Raw genomic sequence first — 18,554 nt, forward strand, 5'->3', positions numbered from 1 at the left:
GACGCGGAGGCAGGGCTTTCCACATAGCACCCGCTGCCGGCGGCACGGCGGACGGGCCGAACCTAGGCTCGGACTCATGCCGCGCCGGAACCGAGACCCGCTAGCCGGCGATGCCGCGCGGGCGGCCAGGCACCGGCTGAAATCCCGGCTGGGCGTTACTGACCTTCCGGATACAGCAGGGTTTGGCGAAAAGGCCGGGCCCAGAGAGTCCGGGCTTCCTGCCGGCGCGAGGGAGGGAGCCCTCCTGCCGGAGCTGGGCCGTGGCGGGTCCGCCCTGCAGGAGTCCGACGCGGTATCCGCCGGTCTTTCCCCGCGTGTCCGGTGGCGCGTGCCTTGGCGGGTCCCCTTCATGCTGCTGGTTCCGGCGCTCTTGCTGGCCGTGTGGTTCGGCTGGCAGGCCTGGGCCGGCCGGCCTCCCGCGGAGCAGCTTGGCGCGGCCGGGGGGACGTCCGGGGATGTCTCCAGCCAGGCTCCGGTATCGGAAGGCGCGGACTCCGAAGATCCCGCAGGCGCCCGCATCGTGGTCCATGTTGCCGGTGCCGTGGAGAAGCCGGGCATCGTCAGCCTGCCCTCGGGTTCCCGGGTCTTCGAGGCGATCTCCGCGGCGGGCGGCGCGGACGCTGCAGCGTCCCTGGACGGCCTCAACCTGGCCGCAGTTGTCCAGGACGGCGCGAAGATCCAGGTTCCGCGGCAGGGGGAGGTCCCTGAGCCGCCCCAGGGCGGGGCCGGCGGGGCGGGCACCGCGCGGTCTGGCAGCGGCACTGCGGCCGGCGCCAGGATCAACATCAACACCGCCTCTGCGGCGGAGCTGGACGCGTTGCCCAAGGTCGGCCCGGTCCTCGCCGGGCGCATCGTGGCCTGGCGTGAAGAGCACGGACCATTCGCGGCCGTGGAAGAGCTTGACGCGGTGGACGGTGTGGGGCCCAAAATGCTCGAAGCGCTTCTTCCCTTGGTGACCGTCTGATGTCCGGGCAAAGGCGGGCCCGCTCCGGAGCGGAGGACGAGGTCCGGCGCCGCGATGATCCGGGGCCGCGGATGGACCTGCGGCTCGTGCCTTCCGCGGTGCTTGCGTGGACCGCAGCCCTGGCCGGCAACCACCTGCCGCCGGTATGGACCACCGGTCTCGCCGTCTTCCTGGTCACCGCCGCCGGTCTGCTGCTCGTTGCCGGCGGCCGGCGGTCCCGGCGAGTGCAGGCGGCCCGACGGCCACAGCGGCACGGTGCGGGGCGACGCAGCCTGGCTGCCGCGCTCTCGCTGGGATGCCTCCTCGGGGCCGCTGCGGCGGCGCACACTCTGACCGCCTCCACCGCGCGATCGAGCCTGCCCGTCGCAGGCGGTGGAACTGGTGACACCGCGCTCGTGAACCTGCTGGTCACCCGGGAAGCCAAGGAAGCCCGCACAGGGCCCGGGGGAGCAGAACGCTGGATCCTTGGCGCCGAACTCCTGGAGGTGGCCGAAGACGGCAAGCTCTACCGTCCGGCCACCCGGATCCTGGTGGTAGGCGGCGCCGAGTGGCGGGAACCGCGGGCCGGAGAACGCATCCGGGCCGCCGGAAAACTCGCGCAGGGCCGCCCCGGACAAGCGGAGACAGCGGTCTTCACGGCCCGCACCCGGCCCCTCCCTGCGCAGGGCAGCCTGCAGCATGCCGCAGGCACGGACGGAACGGCTTCCGGTACCGGATCAGCGACTGCGCCGGACTGGGCGGCCGCCATGCGGGAGCGGTACCGCGGCGCCGCGGGCGGGCTCGGGGGCGATCCAGCGGGGCTCCTGCCGGGAATGGTCATCGGCGACACCGATGGCATGGACGAGGGGCTCGTCGCGGCCATGCGCGACACTGGTGCAACCCATTTGACTGCGGTGTCTGGGGCGAATTGCAGCCTGATCCTGGGCCTGCTGATCGTCCTGGCCAGGGTCTTCCGCTTTGCACGGCCGGTGGCGGCTGCCCTGGCTTTGTGCGGCCTTGGCGCCTTTGTGTGGCTGGTTGGGCCCGAGCCGAGCGTTCTCCGGGCTGCGGTCATGGGCGCGATCGGCCTGCTTGGCCTCAGCAGCGGACGCCCGGGGCGAAGCCTGGGTTTCCTCTGCCTTGCCGTCGGGGTGCTCCTCGTCGGCGAACCGTCCTTGGCGGGCAGTCCCGGGTTCCTCCTGTCGGTGCTTGCCACGTTGGGGATCGTCCTGCTGGCCCGTCCGCTGATGGCCCGGGCGCCGGTCTGGCTGCCGCGTCCTGTGGCGGCCGCCTTGGCGGTGCCGTTCTCCGCGCAGTTGTTTTGTGCGCCTGTCATTGTGGGCCTGCAGCCGCAGTTCACCGTATTTTCCTTGCTGGCAAACGTTGCCATGGCGCCATTCGTCGCTCCCGTGACGGTCCTGGGAACACTCGCTGTGCCAGTCCTGGCGGTCCACGAGGGCACAGCGGCCTTCCTGATGGGAGCGGCGGCGGTGTGTACCGGGGCGATCGCCGGAATCGCCCGCTTCTTCGCGGGCCTGCCAGGAGCCGTGCAGCCATGGCCGGAGGGCGTTTGGGGGATGTTTACGATGGCGCTCTGCTCGGCGGGTAACCTGGCCTTGCTCTGGCTGCTCCTGAACCCGGACCGTTGCGTGGGCCTTGCCGTGCGCAGCCACGGCTTCCTTGTTGGCCGGATCGCGGCCTTTGAGGCATGGCTGGAATGCCGGTCCCCGCCCATCCGCCTTCCCGGCCACACCCCGGGAGCCGGCGGCTCGGGATCGGGGTGCGGTCGTGGGAGACTGGAACCCTGCAAAAACCCGTCCGGAAGGAAGCACTGTTGGCTGCCCCCCAGGCCTCGAAGGCCAAGACCTCCTCGGCGAATGCGGCCACCTGGCGCGACATCACGCCGGCCGCCGTAGTGCTGATCACCGGGCCGGAGGAGTACCTGGGCATCCGCGCCATGGACCGCATCCGCTCGCTCGTCCGTGAAGCAATGCCCGACGTTGAGATCAGCAAACTCAACGCCGGCAGCTATGAAGCAGGCGCCCTTGCCATGACTGTCACGCCGTCGCTTTTCGGTGAGGGCAAATTGCTCGAGGTCGAGGGACTCGAGGGCATGAGCGAAGCTTTCCTCAGCGATGCGCTTGCCTACGTGGCCCGTCCGGAAGACGACGTCGTGCTCGTCCTGCGCCACAGCGGGGGCACCAGGGGAAAGAAACTGCTGGACGCGGTCAAGGCAGCGGGCTGGCCGGTGGTGGACTGCCAACCGCTTAAGAAGGACGCGGAGAAGGTGGCATTCGTGGTGGCCGAGTTCAAGGCGGGAGGCCGCCGGATCGAGAACGAGGCAGTGCAGGCCCTGGTCAACGCCGTGGGGACGTCGCTGTCCGAGCTGGCCGCATCTTGCCGGCAGCTCATCGCCGATGCCAGCACGGCCGTGGATGCCGCCATGGTTGAGCGCTACTACGGCGGGCGGGTGGAGGCCACGGCATTCAAGGTCGCAGACGCGGCCATGGCCGGGAACGCTCCGCTGGCCCTCTCCAGCCTCCGCCACGCCCTGGCAACCGGAGTGGACCCCGTTCCCTTGGTCGCGGCATTGGCCGCCAAGCTGCGCACCCTGGCGCGGGTGGCCGGTGCGCAGGGCTCCTCGGCGCAGATTGCGAGGCAGCTGGGCATGCAGCCCTGGCTGGTCGAGCAGGCACAGCGGGATGTCCGCCGTTGGACCCCGGAAGGGTTGATCCGTTCGATCCAGGCCACGGCCGAAGCCGATGCCCAGGTGAAGGGTCTCTCCCGCGATCCGGTGTATGCGGTGGAGCACGCCGTGACGGTCATCGCCACTTCGGCCCGCGGCCGCTAGCCGCGGGCGGCAACCCGGCCCCCTGCAGGAACCGGCACCAAACAGGAACCGGCGCTTAAATGCGATGAGGCCGGCCCAAACGGGCCGGCCTCAATTTCAGCTCAGTCGAACTGGAAAACCTTAGAGTGCGTTGACCTTCTTGGAGATCGCCGACTTGCGGTTCGCAGCGTTGTTCTTGTGAATAACGCCCTTGCTGACAGCCTTGTCCAGCTTGCGGCCGGCAGCTACAAGAGCAGTCGTTGCAGCATCCTTGTCGGCAGACTCAACGGCGGTGTTGACGGCGCGGATGGCCGTCTTCAGCTCGGACTTGACGGCGTTGTTACGCAGACGAGCCTTTTCGTTGGTGAGGATGCGCTTCTTCTGGGACTTGATATTAGCCACGTGTGTGAACTCTCTTTTTAATGCGGAAATGGTCTAGAGGGTTGTCAGGTTGGCCATCGACTGAGTGGCGTGGGGATGCCTATGGCAGCCAACCATGCATGGCCGTCGACCTGCACGGACATACAGCCATCAATCCTAGCAGAACCACGCGCCGTTCCGCATGGCGGCTACCGCGGCCGGCGTGGCGTCTCCTGCCGCCGGGTGCGCAGGGCGTCGGCTACCCGGCTGAAAGCCCTGCCGTCCAGCACCGCGCCTTCCCTGCGGATCCGCTCCGGGTCGACCCGGATGATCCGGTCGATCCGGACCTCGCTGGGGCGCCGCTGAGGGTCCCAGGCGCCGGAACCGACGTCGACATAATCGCGGTGGCCGTCGTCGTGGTCCTTGCTTGTCAACATCAGGCCCAGCAACCAGGCCCTGTCATTTCCTATGAGCAGGACCGGCCTGTCCTTGCCCTGGCTGTGGTCCTCTTCGAAGGGCACCCAGGCCCAGACGATTTCGCCCGGATCGGGCCGGCCGTCCGGAGCGGGGGAGTAGCGCGGTGAAACAGTGCCCTTGTAGTCGCCTGGATAACGCCCGACGCCGGAGCGCGTCGGGGCGGGCGGTCTGCCCTTGGTTGCCGTGCCCGGCCTGGCGCCGCGCAAGGTCCGCGGCGGCGCCGGCCGTGCGCTTCCGGCCGCCAGTCGGCGCAAGTAGCGGAGCGGCGCGGTCATGATCCTGCGGAAGATGGAGTGTTTGTCCGATGCCATCCCACCACGGTATCCGCCGACCAGGGCAACAAGGCCCGTTCCGATGCGCGCCGGAGCCGCGGTTCATGGGAGACTATGAGTTCAGATATGCGGTGCGCGCCGGGACAGCAGGGCTGTTCGGGCAACTTTCCGCGTGAGTGTCGACAGTAAGGACCCCTGCGTGTCTCCCATGGCCCGCACCGCCCCGGTGCCTGCCGCAACAGATCCGGCCATCATCCGGAACTTCTGCATCATTGCCCACATCGACCACGGTAAGTCCACCCTGGCCGACCGCATGCTGCAGTACACCGGCGTCGTTCAATCGCGCGACATGAAGGCCCAGTACCTGGACCGCATGGACATTGAACGCGAACGCGGTATCACCATCAAGTCGCAGGCCGTCCGCATGCCCTGGGAGCTTGATGGCACCAGTTACGCCCTGAACATGATCGATACCCCGGGCCACGTCGACTTCACCTACGAAGTCTCCCGCTCATTGGCAGCCTGCGAAGGCGCAGTGCTGCTCGTGGACGCCGCGCAGGGCATCGAAGCACAGACCCTGGCCAACCTCTACCTGGCCATGGAAAACGATCTGACAATCATCCCGGTGCTGAACAAGATCGACCTCCCGGCAGCCCAGCCCGAGAAGTACGCCGAAGAACTGGCGAACCTGATCGGCGGCGACCCGGAAGACGTCCTGAAGGTCTCCGGCAAGACCGGGGTCGGCGTTGAAGCCCTCCTGGACCGGATTGTGCGTGATCTTCCGGCACCCGTCGGCGATCCTGATGCACCGGCGCGTGCCATGATTTTCGACTCCGTCTATGACACCTACCGTGGCGTGGTCACCTACGTCCGGGTGGTTGACGGCATGCTGCACCCGCGCGAGCGGATCCAGATGATGTCCACCAAGGCCAGCCACGAACTCCTCGAGATCGGCGTGAGCTCTCCGGAGCCCGTGCCGTCCAAGGGCCTGGGCGTCGGGGAGGTGGGCTACCTGATCACCGGCGTGAAGGACGTCCGCCAGTCCAAAGTCGGCGACACCGTCACCAACCTGGCCAAGCCGGCGTCGAAATCCTTGAGCGGTTACGCGGACCCCAAGCCCATGGTCTTCTCCGGGCTCTACCCGCTGGACGGCACGGACTACCCGGTGCTCCGCGACGCCCTGGACAAGCTCAAGCTGAATGACGCCGCCTTGATCTACGAACCGGAAACGTCCGCGGCCCTGGGCTTCGGTTTCCGCGTCGGCTTCCTCGGCCTGCTGCACCTGGAAATCGTTCGTGAGCGGCTGGAGCGCGAGTTCAACCTGGACCTGATCTCCACGGCACCGAACGTCGTTTACGAGGTCACCCTTGAAGACAAGAGCACCATCACGGTGACCAACCCCAGCGAGTTCCCGGCCGGCAAGATCAACGAGGTCCGCGAGCCCATGGTGGCGGCCACGATCCTTGCCCCCAACGAGTTCGTCGGCGCCATCATGGAACTCTGCCAGGGCCGCCGCGGCACGATGCGCGGCATGGACTACCTCTCCGAGGACCGCGTGGAACTGCGCTACTGGATTCCGCTCGCGGAAATCGTCTTCGACTTCTTCGACATCCTCAAGTCCAAGACGCGGGGCTACGCTTCGCTGGACTGGAAGGCCGACGGCGAACAGGTTGCCGACCTCGTCAAGGTGGACATCCTGCTCCAGGGCGAACAGGTGGACGCTTTCAGCGCCATCACGCACCGCGACAAGGCCTACGCCTACGGCGTGATGATGACGTCGAAGCTGCGCGAACTGATTCCGAGGCAGCAATTCGAGGTGCCCATCCAGGCGGCCATCGGCTCCCGGATCATTGCCCGCGAAAGCATCCGCGCCATCCGCAAGGACGTGCTGGCCAAGTGCTACGGCGGTGACATCACCCGTAAGCGCAAGCTGCTCGAAAAGCAGAAGGAAGGCAAGAAGCGCATGAAGATGGTGGGCCGTGTGGAGGTCCCCCAGGAAGCGTTCATCGCCGCCCTTACCACCGACGAGTCCAAGGACAAGGCCAAGAAGTAGTGCCAAGCGCCCTGCCTCTCGGCGATCCGGCACCTGCGGACGGACTGCTGCCCCCGCAGGTGCTGGACGGCGTCGAGCACCGGAATTTCGGGCTGTACGTCCACATCCCGTTCTGCGCCGTACGCTGCGGATACTGCGATTTCAACACCTACACGGCCAAGGAGCTGGGCGGCGGCGCCTCCCAGGACGCCTACGCGGGAACGGCGGTAGCCGAGGTCGACTTCGCGGCCCGCGTCATGGAAGCCTCCGGGCTGCCGGCCCGCAAGATCAGTACCGTCTTCTTCGGCGGCGGCACTCCCACGCTGCTCCCCGCCGAAGACCTCGCACGGATCCTGGCTGCCGCCGTCGGGCATTGGGGACTGGAGGCGGGTGCCGAAGTCACCACCGAAGCGAACCCGGATTCAGTCACGCCGGAGTCCCTGGAACTGCTGGCGAAGGCCGGCTTCACCCGAGTGTCCTTCGGCATGCAGTCCGCGGTGCCGCACGTGCTGAAGGTACTGGACCGTACCCACAGCCCCGAACGGGTGCCCCAGGCGGTGCAGTGGGCCCGCGACGCCGGCCTCGACGTCAGCCTGGACCTCATCTACGGCACACCGGGCGAATCGATGCAGGACTGGCGCACCTCGCTGGACACAGCGTTGTCCTACGGGCCGGACCACATCAGCGCCTACGCGCTGATCGTCGAGGAGGGCACCAAGCTCGCCGCCCAGATGCGCCGCGGCGAAGTCCCGGGAATCGACGACGACGATCACGCCGCCAAGTACGAGCTCGCAGACCAACTCATTTCCGCCGCCGGCCTGTCCTGGTACGAGGTCAGCAACTGGTTCAGGACGCCGGAGCACGCCTGCCGCCACAACCTGGCTTACTGGCGCGGGGACGACTGGTGGGGCATCGGCCCCGGTTCGCATTCGCACATGGGCGGGGTCCGGTGGTGGAACGTGAAGCACCCCACGGCCTACGCCAACCGGCTTGCCACAGGGGAGTCCCCGGCGGCGGGGCGCGAAACCCTCGACGCCGGCACGCGCGAAATGGAGCGCATCATGCTGGAGGCCCGGCTGGGGAGCGGGCTGGAAGTTGACGCGCTCGACGCCGTCGGCCGGCACGCCGTCGCCGGCCTGATCGCCGACGGGCTGGTGGAGCCGGCAGCCGCCTTCAAGGGACGCCTTGTCCTGACCCTGAAGGGCCGTCTCCTGGCCGATGCCGTGGTGCGCCGGCTGCTGCCCGAATAGGGGCAGGCTGCCACCTGTTCAGCCGTTCCTGCCGGGAATATCATGTGCGTGGACGCCCGGCAATCCGCTCTGGCTGGCCGGTTCCGCCCGCTGTGTGAAGACCAATGCTGGGAGGGATCATGTCTTCGATTTCAGCGCAGTCCCCGTTCGGCGTTCCCTGGCGGAGCGCACTTCTTTTCCTCGCAGTGGTGGCAGGATTCCTGCTGCTTTCCCTGATGACCTTCGACCCGAAGGTGGGAACGGCCGCCTGGGTCATAAGGATCGCAGGCACGGTTGTCTGGGTCGCTTTTGCCGCGTACCTGGGTTACCGGGACATCGTCCAGAAGCAGGGCAACGGACCGCAGGACATCGACCATGTCCCCTTCGACCGGTGGTCATGGGTCCATGCCTCGGCCGGGGCCATGCTCGGGTTCTGGTCGGTGCCCCTGGTCCTGGTTGCGGCCATCACCATCGGCTGGGAATTCTTCGAAAAGTACGTGCCCGGCTTCGGCGAGAAGGAGACTCTGGCGAACCGCGTGGTCGACGTGCTCGGCGCCTGGCTCGGCTGGGTGCTGCTCGCGCTGCTCATTGCCACGCTGGAGAATGATCCGGTGCCATTTGTGTTGCCGTCCGCGGACGCGTGGATCCGGAACCTCTAGGCCAGCCGGCTACTTGATCCAGCGCAGGTTGAAGCGGTACCTGTGCGGCTGGCCGTGGTTGACCCGGATGCCCGCTGAAACCGCGAAGCAGGTCAGCCCAACCCAGATGGCCGTGGCCAGCACCGCAAACAGGTTGCCCACGGCCGGCAGGATCACGAGGATGTTGGCGATCACGGCCGCGATGGTGGGCGGCAAAGTGAAGTTGAGTGCTTCCTTGGACTCCTGGGCGGTGAACGGTCCGCGGTCCCGGAAGATCAGGTAGATCAGCAGCGCCGGGACGCAGCCGAGGATCCCGCCGAAGTGGGCCAGGGTTGCCCACTGGCGGTCTTCGCCCGCGGTCAGGGGCAGAGCGTTGGCGGGGACGCCGTGGTACTGGGGCTGGCCCTTCGGAGCGTCCATCCCGTCGGGAGCGTTCTCTGCCACTGTGTCTTCCTTAAGGCGCTTGGGTCCGGTGGTGTTGCTGTCCCAGAATACTGGGTCGGGAGTGCATGCGGAGACCAGGTGCGCGGCATGGCGCCTTGCCGGTCCCCGGGGAGATACGGGCTCAGGGGGCAGTCAGGAAGTCGATGACCTCTTCCACGCGGCCCAGGAGGGAAGCTTCGAGGTCTGCGTAGCTGCGCACCGCGCCCAGGAGTTTCTGCCAGCCAAGGCCGACGTCTTCGGCTGTGGCATGCGGCCAAGCGAAGGCCTTCAGGATGCCCGTCTTCCAGTCGGATCCGCGGGGGATTTCCGGCCAATGATCGATACCGAGGGTCCTGGGCCGGATGGCCTGCCACACGTCCACATAGGGGTGCCCGACGATGAGGACGTTCCCTGCCGCACCCGGCAGGGCCATCGCCTCGGCGGCGATGCGGGATTCCTTGGAATCCGGCACCAGGTGGTCAACCAGGATGCCGAGCTTGCGCCCAGGGCCGGGGGAGAAGCCGGCGACGGCGGCCCTCAGGTCGTCGATGCCGTGCAGGGGCTCGACGACGATGCCCTCCACGCGGAGGTCGTCACCCCAGACTTTCTCGACGAGTTCGGCGTCGTGCTTGCCTTCCACCCAGATGCGGCTGGCCTTGGCCACTTGGGCGCGCTGTCCGGCCACCTTGACGGAACCGGACGCGGTGCGGCCCGCAGGGGCGGCGCCGGGCGCCGCACGCGATACCGGAGGAAGGAGCTTGACCGGCTGTCCGTCCAGCAGGAAGCCGAACCCGAGCCGGAAGGACTTGGTCCTGCCGTGCCGGTCTTCAAGGGCGACAATGTGCATGCCTCCGGACTTTTCGATGCGGACCACCGCGCCCACCCAGCCGGACTGCACGTCCTCGAGGACCATTCCGTGCTCGGCCGGAACCTCGGGAAGCGCCCGTTTGGCGGGAGCGGAAAGCGCTCCGGGGCCCCAGTTGTCGTAGGACACAGTGTCACACCACTTCGCTGTCGGGGATTGTTCCGGCTGCCGGAAGGCGCCGGCCGCGGGCGAAGCTTGTTCGCCGCGAGCGGTACCAATGCTAACAACGGTCCGGCACATACTAGACTTGTTAGCACTTGGGCATGTTGAGTGCTAAGACTTGCGGGATCCGCCAAGGCGGCGGCCGCGGGACAGATGTAAGAGAATCCAGGGGCGGGAAGGTCCGAGGGAGGCAGGCATGAGCGAGCCACGCAAGCTGGAAGTGCTGCGTGCCATCGTCGAAGACTACGTGCACTCGCGCGAACCCGTCGGCTCGAAGGCGTTGGTGGAACGGCACCATCTGGGCGTTTCCAGTGCCACCATCCGCAATGACATGGCCCTCCTCGAAGAAGAAGGCCTTATCGCGGCGCCGCACACCAGCGCCGGGCGCATTCCCACGGACAAGGGCTACCGGCTCTTCGTGGACCGCATTTCGGCGGTGAAGCCGCTTTCCGCGGCGGAGCGCCGGGCCATCCACTCGCTTCTGGAGGAATCCGGCGACGTCGAGGACATCCTGGAGCGCACGGTCCGGTTGCTTTCGCAGCTGACCAACCAGGTCGCCGTCGTCCAGTACCCGCATTCCAACCGGGCCAAACTGCGGCACATTGAGTTCGTGCTCCTGGCACCGCGGCAGGTGCTCGTGGTGCTGATCGCAGACAGCGGCAAGGTCGAACAAAGGGTCGTCGACGCCGGAATGGACGTGAGCGACGAAGACCTCACCCTGCTGCGCGGACGGTTCCTCGCCAGTATCGCCGGGGCGCCGCTGGCGCACCTGCCGCAGCTGCTGGCTCCCGTGGTCGCGCTCTGCCCGCCGTCACTGCAGGGTACGGCCGCCGTGCTGGCCCGCGGCCTGGACAAGCTGGCGGAAAGCAGCCGTGACGAACGGATGATGATGGCTGGCACCGCCAACCTCGCCCGGTCCAACGTCGACTTCCCGTTGAGCATCGGCCCGGTCCTGGAAGCATTGGAAGAGCAGGTGGTCATGCTCCGCCTGCTCTCCGAAATGGCCGAGGATCCGCGCGGCGTCACAGTCAGCATCGGCCGTGAAAACCCGTACGACGGATTGTCCGAAGCCTCCGTGGTCGCCACCGGGTACGGGCCGGGGTCCGCCGCGAAGATCGGGATCCTCGGGCCCACCCGTATGGACTATCCCAGCAGCATGGCCGCCGTCCGAGCGGTGGCACGTTACCTTTCGAGGATCCTCGGCAGCTGAGGCCAGCCGGATCCGTCGCAGCAAGAACAGCAGGACAACAAGGAAGAGATACAGATTTTGAGCAGCCACTACGACGTCCTGGGCGTCTCGCCGGAAGCTACCGGCGAGGAGATCAAGAAGGCTTACCGCAAGCTCGCGCGGAAACTGCACCCCGACGTCAACCCGGGGGAGGACGTCGCCGAGCAGTTCAAGGCCGTCACCCACGCCTATGAGGTCCTCTCCGACCCCCAGAAGCGCCGCGTCTATGACGCCACAGGCAACGAGAACGGTACGGACAACGGCTTCGGCGGCGGCTACGCAGGCCAGGGCTTCGCCTTCCAGGACATCTTCGACACCTTCTTCGGCGGTGGTGGCGGAATGCAGGGCCCGGCTTCACGCACCCGCCGCGGACAGGATGCGCTGATCAGCGTCCGTGTGGACCTCAAGGACGCCGTCTTCGGAGTGAACAAGAAGCTCGAGGTGGACACCGCCGTCGTCTGCCCCAGCTGCGACGGCTCCTGCTGCCAGCCGGGCACCCACCCGGAACGCTGCGACATCTGTGGCGGCAGCGGCCAGGTCCAGCGCGCAGTCCGCTCCATCCTCGGCCAGGTCATGACCGCCGCCCCCTGCGGTTCCTGCGAGGGTTTCGGCACCGTCATCAAGGACCCCTGCAACGAGTGCAACGGCCAGGGCCGCATCCGCAGCCGCCGTTCGCTGACCATCAAGGTGCCTGCCGGCGTCGGCACGGGCACCCGGATACAGCTTTCCGGCCAGGGTGAAGCCGGTCCCGCCGGCGGTCCGTCCGGCGACCTGTACGTCGAGATCCGCGTCAACGGCGATGCCACCTTCACCCGCGAGGGCGATGACCTGCACGCGACCCTCAGCGTGCCCATGACCGCGGCCGCGCTCGGCACCGAGCTCACGTTCGACACCTTCGACGGGCCGCAGGAAGTCGACGTCAAGTCCGGCACCCAGTCCGGCGAGGTCATCACCCTCCGGGGCCTCGGCGTCACCCACCTGCGGGGTTACGGCCGCGGCGACCTGAAGGTGCACCTGCACGTCGAGACTCCCGGCAAGCTCGACGCCGCCCAGGAGGACCTGCTGCGCCAGCTCGCCAAGCTGCGCGGCGAACAGTTCACCGAAGGCAAGCTGGTTGCCAGCGGCGGCATGTTCGCGAAGCTGCGGGACAAGCTCGGTAACCTGTAGCCCCGGTAACCTTTAGCAATGAGCAACCCCGTCTTCTTCGTCCCGGCCGGTGCTCTTGAGGGTTTGGTGCCCGGCGGCACCTTCGTCCTCGACGGCGCCGAAGCCCGCCACGCCGTCACGGTCAAGCGCCTCGAAACCGGGGAAGCCGTGGACATCGCCGACGGCGCCGGCACCCGGCTGGTGGGCCGGGTCCTCGAAGCGGGCCAGGGGACTTTGACGGTCGAGGCCGTGGAGCTCCGCGAAGAGGCCAGGCCTGCCGTCCGCCTCGTGCTTGTGCAGGCCCTGGCCAAGGGCGACCGGGACGAACTGGCCATCGAAACGGCCACGGAACTCGGCGTCGACGCGGTCATCCCGTGGCAGTCGGAACGGTCGATCGTGCGCTGGAAAGGCGAACGGGCGGCCAAGGCCCACGCCAAATGGCAGTCCGTGGTGGGGGCAGCCGCGAAGCAGGCCCGGCGGGCCTGGATCCCTGAGGTGCGTCCCGCCGTCGACGGTGCCGGGCTGGCCAAAGCGGTGGCCGCGGCCGATCTCGCCGTCATCCTGCACGAGGACGCCAAGCGTCCCCTGCGCGCGGCCCTCGGGGACTGGCTGGAAGGCCTGCCCGACGGCGGCGCGGACGGGGTGCGCGAGGTGCTGCTTCTGGTGGGGCCGGAAGGCGGGATCACCCCGCGCGAAGTCACCCGGCTGGCCGACGAAGGCGCCGTGACCGCGCTTCTGGGCAAGCACGTGCTGCGTTCGTCAACCGCCGGACCTGCTGCGATCGTGCTGGCCAGCGACGTCCTCGGACGCTGGCGTTGAAAGGGATCAGCCGACGTTGAAGGAACGGGTGTCGGTGGACTCGGGGTCGCCGGCCTGGGCCGGCAACGTGACCCTCAGCTCATAGCGGCCCGTGCCGAGGCTGACGGTGAAAGTGAATGTTCCGCCCTGTCCCGGCACCGCTGAAGCGGTCGTTTGACCATCAAGGTAGAGAGCCTTTTCGCCGTTGGCAGCCTCACGGAAAAGCTGCCATTTCAGCTTGGCTCCCTCGACGGTGGCCCGGCCGTTGAACTTCACCGGGCCGCTGGCCAGAGTGAGGTCTTCCTGCGGGTCGATGATCCAGACCGGCGCCACCTTGGATGCGTCCCGGACCATGGGCGCACCCAGCTTGACCTGCCCGAAGGCCATGAAGTCCTTGTGGCCGTCCACCAGGATGACCACCTGGATCTGCTGTCCGGAGTCGATCAGCCCCGAACTGGCAGCGGCTGCCGTGGCCGTGTACACGAGCTGCTGTACGGCGAGCTGTGCCATGCCAGCGTCGAGGTTTGAATTGAAGGCGTCACGGGAAACGTCCACCGTGACGACGTTCTTGCCTGAAATCGAGGTCGCGAGGCTGCTTGGTTCCTGCCACGGGGTGAAGAAGTCGTGGTCGAGGGGCTTCGCGGTCATCATGGTGCGCAGGGCCGTGGTGATGGGGTTTTCGGTGCCGGGGTTGTCGCGGAATTCGCGGTGCAGTGCGACCCCGTCGCCGTTGCGGCCGATCCAGTAGACGGGCACTTTGTTTGAGGCCTGGGTCGTCTCCAGCGGCGCGTTGCTCGATGGGGCGTTCTGGACCTGTTGCTGCCGCAGCGTCTCCGGAGCCCCGGCCTGCTGCACGGTCCCGTTATCGGCGATGCAGCCACTCAGGAGGAGGGCACCGGCCAGCGCGGAAGCGAACAAGACGGAATGGTTCCGCTTGCCTTCCCTGCGGGTGCTCGCTGCTGTATTGATGCCCGATTCCTGCTGTTGTGTCCTGCCGGTACGGCAGGACGGTGTGCTGCCCGCTGAAACGGGCAGTTGGACGGTTTGTCCCTATTCAGCTTGGCACAGCACGGCGGCCCGCGAACGTGCTTCCGGGCTCCGGGGCCGAACTGAAACGCTATTGATACGCGGCCGATACTGAGTTGATACCAAAGCGGACGGTGCACGGCAGGCCGGAACTGCTGCCACCGGGGCGGGAGGCTGCTGGCGTAGGATTGGAATCATTCCGGGAAGCGGTTGTCCTGCCGGCAGGCGCGGTACCCGGGAAGATCGACACGGATACATCCACAGCGGAGGAGTACAGGCCACACGGCCAACACCATGACTGATTTGAACGGGCGGCCACGGGCTGGCAGCGCCGAGACGGTTCCGGCCGAATTTCCGCATTCTGTTCCGGGCGTCCGGACAGAGGTGGTCGTTTTCGACAATGCGGATCAGATGGTTCAGTCGCTGGGCAGTCATGACGAGGCGCTGCGTTACATCGAGGAGCAGTTTCCCGGCATCGACTTCCACGTCCGCGGCAATGAACTCTCCTTCAGCGGCCCGCCCGCCGATGTTCCACGGATCATGCGCCTCCTCGAAGAAGTCCGGGGCCTGGTGGCAAAGGGAACGGTGGTCAACCCCGACGCCCTGAAGCAGCTTGTTTCGCTCCTGCGCAGCCAGACAGTCCAAAGCCCGGTGGACGTGCTGACCCACAACATCCTTTCCAGCCGCGGCCGTACCATCAGGCCGAAGACGCTCAACCAGAAGAACTACGTCGACGCCATTGACGACAACACGGTCATTTTCGGCATCGGACCCGCGGGCACCGGCAAGACCTACCTTGCCATGGCCAAGGCCGTGCAGGCGCTCCAGATGAAGGAAGTCACCCGCATCATCCTCACCCGCCCCGCCGTGGAGGCAGGCGAGAGGCTTGGCTTCCTGCCCGGGACCCTGAACGACAAGATCGACCCCTACCTGCGGCCGCTCTACGACGCCCTGCACGACATGATCGATCCGGAGTCGATTCCCCGCCTCATGGCCGCCGGGACAATCGAAGTGGCACCGCTGGCCTACATGCGCGGCCGGACCCTCAACGACGCGTTCATCATCCTCGACGAGGCCCAGAACACCACGCCCGAACAGATGAAGATGTTCCTGACCCGCCTGGGCTTCGGCTCAAAGATGGTGGTCACCGGCGACGTCACGCAGGTGGACCTTCCCTTCGCGGCGAGCTCCGGGCTGCGCGTGGTCCGCGAGATCCTCGACGGCATCGAAGACGTGAACTTTACGATCCTGGACGCCGGCGACGTGGTCCGCCACCGCCTCGTGGCCGATATCGTCTCCGCCTACGGCGTCTGGGACGAGAAGCACCGGCAGCCGGCAGGGACAACAGACAGCCAGAAGAAGCGGGGAACCCAGCAATGAGCATCGAAGTCAACAACGAGTCCGGCGTGCAGGTCGACGAGGCCCAGCTGGTCACTTTGTCGCGGTTCATCTTCGAACGGCTGTACATCCACCCTCAAGCCGAACTGTCCATCCTGCTGGTGGACGAGCCCGCCATGGAAAAGCTGCACATCGAGCTCATGGACGAACCTGGCGCCACGGATGTCCTCTCGGTGCCCATGGACGAGCTGACCCCGGGCACTCCGGACAAGCCCACCCCGCAGGGCATGCTGGGCGACATCGCGATCTGCCCCCAGGTGGCGGAAGTCCAGGCCCGCAACGCCGGGCACAGCACACAGGAGGAAATGCTGCTGCTGGCGACCCATGGCATCCTGCACCTCCTGGGCTACGACCACGCCGAGCCCGAGGAGAAGGAAGAGATGTTCTCGCTCCAGCGTGAACTGCTGTCCTCCTTCCTCGGCAAGGACGCCCCCATGGAGACCATGCAGTGACCTCGCTCATCCTGGTCGGGATGGCACTCGTCTTCCTCAGCTTCGTCGCCCTGCTGACTGCTGCCGAAGCCGCCTTCAACTTCCTTCCCCGCCATGAGGCAGAACTTGCCGTCAGCAACGGCAAGGGCGCTGCGTTGGGTCACATCCTGGCCAAGCCGGTGGCCCACATGCGGGCCCTGCGTTTCTGGCGCGTCTGGTTCGAAATGGCCGCCGCGGTGGCGGTCGCCGTCGTGCTGCACAGCCTGCTGGACAACGTCTGGCTCGCCGGTCTCGCGGCCACCGGCATCATGGCCGTCATCGGTTTCGTGCTGGTGGGTGTCTCGCCGCGGCAGCTGGGACGGGCACACTCCGGCGGGGTTGCCAGGTTCACGGCGCCCCTGATCCGCTTCCTGTGCTGGATCCTCGGCCCGGTGCCCGGCTGGCTTGTCTTGATCGGCAGCGCTGTGGCGCCGGGAGCTCCGGGCGGCGATGAATTCTTCTTCAGCGAAGAGGAGTTCCGCGAACTCGTGGACCGTGCCACGGAGTCGGACGTGATCGAGGACGATGAAGCCGAACTCATCCAGTCGGTCTTCGATCTCGGAGACACCTTGGTACGTGCCGTGATGGTGCCCCGGACGGACATCGTCAGCATTGAATCCGGCTCCGGGCTCGAAGATGCCATGGCGCTCTTCCTCCGCTCGGGCTACTCGCGGATCCCTGTGATCGCCGGGGACGCGGACCAGATCCGCGGCATCCTCTACCTCAAGGACGTGGCTGCCGCGCTGCATCGTCCCGACTTCCATGCTGGAGCCCACGACGTCGACTCGCTCGCCCGCGAGACACGTTTCGTCCCGGAGTCCAAGCCGGTCGACGAGCTGCTGAAGGAACTGCAGCAGGAGTCCACCCACGTGGCTGTGGTGATCGACGAATACGGCGGCACGGCCGGGCTGGTGACCCTTGAAGACCTCATCGAGGAGATCGTCGGGGAGATCGTCGACGAATACGATTCCAGCGTCGAGGACGCCACCGCCCTTGGTGACGGAAGCTACCGGGTCAGTTCGAGGATGGGGATCGACGACCTCGGGGAACTGTTCGACATCGACCTCGACGACGACGAAGTGGACACCGTGGGCGGGCTGCTGGCCAAGGCGCTCGGCCGGGTTCCCATTGTCGGCAGCACGGTCCAAGTGGCAGGGATTTCGCTGCGGGCAGATAGGCTGGAGGGCCGGCGCAACCGGGTCAGCCACATCATTGCGGCCGCCGTGCCGAAGGAAGACACTGACCTTGACGGACTTCTCGACGAGGCCGACACAAAGCAACAGGGAGTACCACGTGAGCAAGCACAGTAAGACCTTTGACAGCACCCAGGACTTCAGCGGCTTCCACGCAGGTTTCTCGGTCCTGGTGGGACGGCCGAACGCCGGCAAGTCCACGCTGACCAACGCCCTGGTGGGCCAGAAGGTGGCCATCACTTCGGCCAAGCCGCAGACCACGCGCCACACGATCCGCGGCATTGTGCACCGGGAAGACGCCCAGCTCATCCTGGTGGACACCCCCGGCCTGCACCGGCCGCGGACGCTTCTTGGAAAGCGCCTCAATGAGCTCGTCGCCGACACCCTGGCAGAAGTCGATGCAATCGGGTTCTGCCTCCCGGCCAATGAGAAGATCGGTCCGGGCGACAAGTTCATCGCCACGCAGCTCGCCGGCGTCGGCCGCAAGCCCGTGATTGCGATCGTCACCAAGACGGACCTCGTGGACAAGCAGGCCCTCACCGAACAGTTGCTTGCGGTGGCGGCCCTCGGCAAGGAAGCGCTTGGCGGCGAAGGCTGGGCGGATATCGTGCCGGTGTCGGCCGCGGACGGCTTCCAGGTCAATACCGTTGCCGACGTCCTCATCAGCCACATGCCGGTCTCACCGCCCCTGTACCCCGACGGCGAACTCACGGACGAGCCCGAGGCAGTCATGGTGGCGGAACTGATCCGGGAAGCAGCCCTCGAAGGGGTGCGCGACGAACTTCCGCATTCCCTCGCCGTCGTGGTTGAAGAAATCGTTCCACGTGAGGGCCGCACGGAAGACAACCCTCTGCTGGACGTCCGGGTGAACCTGTTCGTCGAGCGTCCGTCGCAGAAGGCCATCATCATTGGCAAGGGCGGAAGCCGCCTCCGTGAAGTGGGAACCAACGCCCGCAAGGGAATCGAAGCCTTGCTCGGCACCAGGATTTACCTCGACCTGCATGTCAAAGTCGCAAAGGATTGGCAGCGGGACCCCAAGCAGCTGGTGAAGCTGGGCTTCTAGC

18 protein-coding genes are annotated in these 18,554 nt (G+C 66.9%); 13 read left to right on the forward strand and 5 right to left on the reverse strand.

Annotation, left to right across the window (positions count from 1 at the left end; all coding sequences use genetic code 11):
- The first annotated feature begins 76 nt into the window (after window positions 1–76).
- From ACNQPB_RS14375 to holA, 3 genes are read left to right on the forward strand one after another with little or no spacing between them, the layout of a single operon-like run.
- Entirely contained in the window at window positions 77–964 is an 888-nt protein-coding gene (locus ACNQPB_RS14375; protein WP_498752772.1) for a ComEA family DNA-binding protein, read from the forward strand.
- On the forward strand, window positions 964–2,859 hold the full coding sequence (locus ACNQPB_RS14380; RefSeq protein WP_498752774.1) for a ComEC/Rec2 family competence protein: 1,896 nt from the start codon (window positions 964–966) through the stop codon (window positions 2,857–2,859). Before ACNQPB_RS14375 ends, ACNQPB_RS14380 begins: the two co-directional genes overlap by 1 nt.
- Window positions 2,778–3,794: a DNA polymerase III subunit delta gene (holA, locus tag ACNQPB_RS14385; protein WP_498752776.1), complete on the forward strand. Its 1,017-nt coding sequence runs from the start codon at window positions 2,778–2,780 to the stop codon at window positions 3,792–3,794. Before ACNQPB_RS14380 ends, holA begins: the two co-directional genes overlap by 82 nt.
- Window positions 3,795–3,914: 120 nt before the next feature.
- Here holA and rpsT read toward each other — a convergent pair whose 3' ends face one another.
- The gene (rpsT, locus tag ACNQPB_RS14390) at window positions 3,915–4,175 is read right to left on the reverse strand and encodes a 30S ribosomal protein S20 (protein WP_426297738.1); all 261 of its coding nucleotides are present in this window, start codon (window positions 4,173–4,175) and stop codon (window positions 3,915–3,917) included.
- 167 nt (window positions 4,176–4,342) lie between these two features.
- Window positions 4,343–4,921 (reverse strand): type II toxin-antitoxin system PemK/MazF family toxin, encoded by a 579-nt coding sequence (locus ACNQPB_RS14395; RefSeq protein ID WP_498752778.1) that lies wholly within the window; start codon window positions 4,919–4,921, stop codon window positions 4,343–4,345.
- 160 nt (window positions 4,922–5,081) lie between these two features.
- Here ACNQPB_RS14395 and lepA point away from each other — a divergent pair, with 160 nt between their 5' ends.
- The 3 genes from lepA (at window position 5,082) to ACNQPB_RS14410 (ending at window position 8,802) form a co-directional block, all read left to right on the forward strand.
- Entirely contained in the window at window positions 5,082–6,935 is a 1,854-nt protein-coding gene (lepA, locus tag ACNQPB_RS14400) for a translation elongation factor 4 (protein WP_498752780.1), read from the forward strand.
- Window positions 6,935–8,164: a radical SAM family heme chaperone HemW gene (gene hemW / locus ACNQPB_RS14405; RefSeq protein ID WP_498752782.1), complete on the forward strand. Its 1,230-nt coding sequence runs from the start codon at window positions 6,935–6,937 to the stop codon at window positions 8,162–8,164. Before lepA ends, hemW begins: the two co-directional genes overlap by 1 nt.
- A gap of 119 nt (window positions 8,165–8,283) precedes the next feature.
- Window positions 8,284–8,802: a hypothetical protein gene (locus ACNQPB_RS14410; protein WP_498752784.1), complete on the forward strand. Its 519-nt coding sequence runs from the start codon at window positions 8,284–8,286 to the stop codon at window positions 8,800–8,802.
- Between the two features lie 9 nt (window positions 8,803–8,811).
- On the opposite strand, the gene ACNQPB_RS14415 is transcribed toward ACNQPB_RS14410, so the two are convergent.
- Together ACNQPB_RS14415 and ACNQPB_RS14420 are read right to left on the reverse strand one after the other, a co-directional pair.
- The gene (locus tag ACNQPB_RS14415; protein WP_498752785.1) at window positions 8,812–9,225 is read right to left on the reverse strand and encodes a DUF4870 domain-containing protein; all 414 of its coding nucleotides are present in this window, start codon (window positions 9,223–9,225) and stop codon (window positions 8,812–8,814) included.
- 121 nt (window positions 9,226–9,346) lie between these two features.
- On the reverse strand, window positions 9,347–10,198 hold the full coding sequence (locus ACNQPB_RS14420) for a DUF3097 domain-containing protein (protein WP_498752787.1): 852 nt from the start codon (window positions 10,196–10,198) through the stop codon (window positions 9,347–9,349).
- Window positions 10,199–10,427: 229 nt separating this feature from the next.
- Here ACNQPB_RS14420 and hrcA point away from each other — a divergent pair, with 229 nt between their 5' ends.
- Genes hrcA through ACNQPB_RS14435 form a run of 3 tightly spaced genes read left to right on the forward strand, consistent with a single transcriptional unit; the run spans window position 10,428 to window position 13,424 of the window.
- Window positions 10,428–11,441, forward strand: coding sequence for a heat-inducible transcriptional repressor HrcA (gene hrcA / locus ACNQPB_RS14425; protein WP_498752789.1), 1,014 nt, complete (start codon window positions 10,428–10,430; stop codon window positions 11,439–11,441).
- Window positions 11,442–11,498: 57 nt separating this feature from the next.
- Window positions 11,499–12,626 (forward strand): molecular chaperone DnaJ, encoded by a 1,128-nt coding sequence (gene dnaJ, locus ACNQPB_RS14430; RefSeq protein WP_498752791.1) that lies wholly within the window; start codon window positions 11,499–11,501, stop codon window positions 12,624–12,626.
- 18 nt (window positions 12,627–12,644) lie between these two features.
- Window positions 12,645–13,424, forward strand: coding sequence for a 16S rRNA (uracil(1498)-N(3))-methyltransferase (locus ACNQPB_RS14435; protein ID WP_498752793.1), 780 nt, complete (start codon window positions 12,645–12,647; stop codon window positions 13,422–13,424).
- Window positions 13,425–13,430: 6 nt separating this feature from the next.
- Here ACNQPB_RS14435 and ACNQPB_RS14440 read toward each other — a convergent pair whose 3' ends face one another.
- Window positions 13,431–14,321: a GerMN domain-containing protein gene (locus tag ACNQPB_RS14440; RefSeq protein ID WP_498752794.1), complete on the reverse strand. Its 891-nt coding sequence runs from the start codon at window positions 14,319–14,321 to the stop codon at window positions 13,431–13,433.
- Between the two features lie 402 nt (window positions 14,322–14,723).
- On the opposite strand from ACNQPB_RS14440, the gene ACNQPB_RS14445 reads away from it, so the two are divergent.
- From ACNQPB_RS14445 to era, 4 genes are read left to right on the forward strand one after another with little or no spacing between them, the layout of a single operon-like run.
- Entirely contained in the window at window positions 14,724–15,809 is a 1,086-nt protein-coding gene (locus tag ACNQPB_RS14445) for a PhoH family protein (RefSeq protein WP_498752796.1), read from the forward strand.
- A complete protein-coding gene (gene ybeY / locus ACNQPB_RS14450; protein ID WP_498752798.1) occupies window positions 15,806–16,279 on the forward strand; it encodes an rRNA maturation RNase YbeY in 474 nt (157 codons plus the stop codon). Before ACNQPB_RS14445 ends, ybeY begins: the two co-directional genes overlap by 4 nt.
- Window positions 16,276–17,607: a hemolysin family protein gene (locus ACNQPB_RS14455; protein WP_498752800.1), complete on the forward strand. Its 1,332-nt coding sequence runs from the start codon at window positions 16,276–16,278 to the stop codon at window positions 17,605–17,607. The genes ybeY and ACNQPB_RS14455 overlap by 4 nt, the downstream gene beginning before the upstream one ends.
- Entirely contained in the window at window positions 17,591–18,553 is a 963-nt protein-coding gene (gene era, locus ACNQPB_RS14460; RefSeq protein WP_498752802.1) for a GTPase Era, read from the forward strand. Before ACNQPB_RS14455 ends, era begins: the two co-directional genes overlap by 17 nt.
- Window position 18,554 lies beyond the last annotated feature (1 nt).

Source organism: Curtobacterium sp. LFS079 (assembly GCF_047977865.1).
Lineage (GTDB): Bacteria > Actinomycetota > Actinomycetes > Actinomycetales > Micrococcaceae > Arthrobacter.

Excerpts from the sequence above, each read along its gene's own strand:
- ACNQPB_RS14375 (WP_498752772.1), top strand. The coding sequence starts at position 77 with ATGCCGCGCCGGAACCGAGACCCGCTAGCCGGCGATGCCGCGCGGGCG.
- ACNQPB_RS14380 (WP_498752774.1), top strand. The coding sequence starts at position 964 with ATGTCCGGGCAAAGGCGGGCCCGCTCCGGAGCGGAGGACGAGGTCCGG.
- ACNQPB_RS14395 (WP_498752778.1), bottom strand. The coding sequence starts at position 4,921 with ATGGCATCGGACAAACACTCCATCTTCCGCAGGATCATGACCGCGCCG.
- ACNQPB_RS14410 (WP_498752784.1), top strand. The coding sequence starts at position 8,284 with ATGTCTTCGATTTCAGCGCAGTCCCCGTTCGGCGTTCCCTGGCGGAGC.
- hrcA (WP_498752789.1), top strand. The coding sequence starts at position 10,428 with ATGAGCGAGCCACGCAAGCTGGAAGTGCTGCGTGCCATCGTCGAAGAC.
- ACNQPB_RS14435 (WP_498752793.1), top strand. The coding sequence starts at position 12,645 with ATGAGCAACCCCGTCTTCTTCGTCCCGGCCGGTGCTCTTGAGGGTTTG.
- ACNQPB_RS14445 (WP_498752796.1), top strand. The coding sequence starts at position 14,724 with ATGACTGATTTGAACGGGCGGCCACGGGCTGGCAGCGCCGAGACGGTT.
- ybeY (WP_498752798.1), top strand. The coding sequence starts at position 15,806 with ATGAGCATCGAAGTCAACAACGAGTCCGGCGTGCAGGTCGACGAGGCC.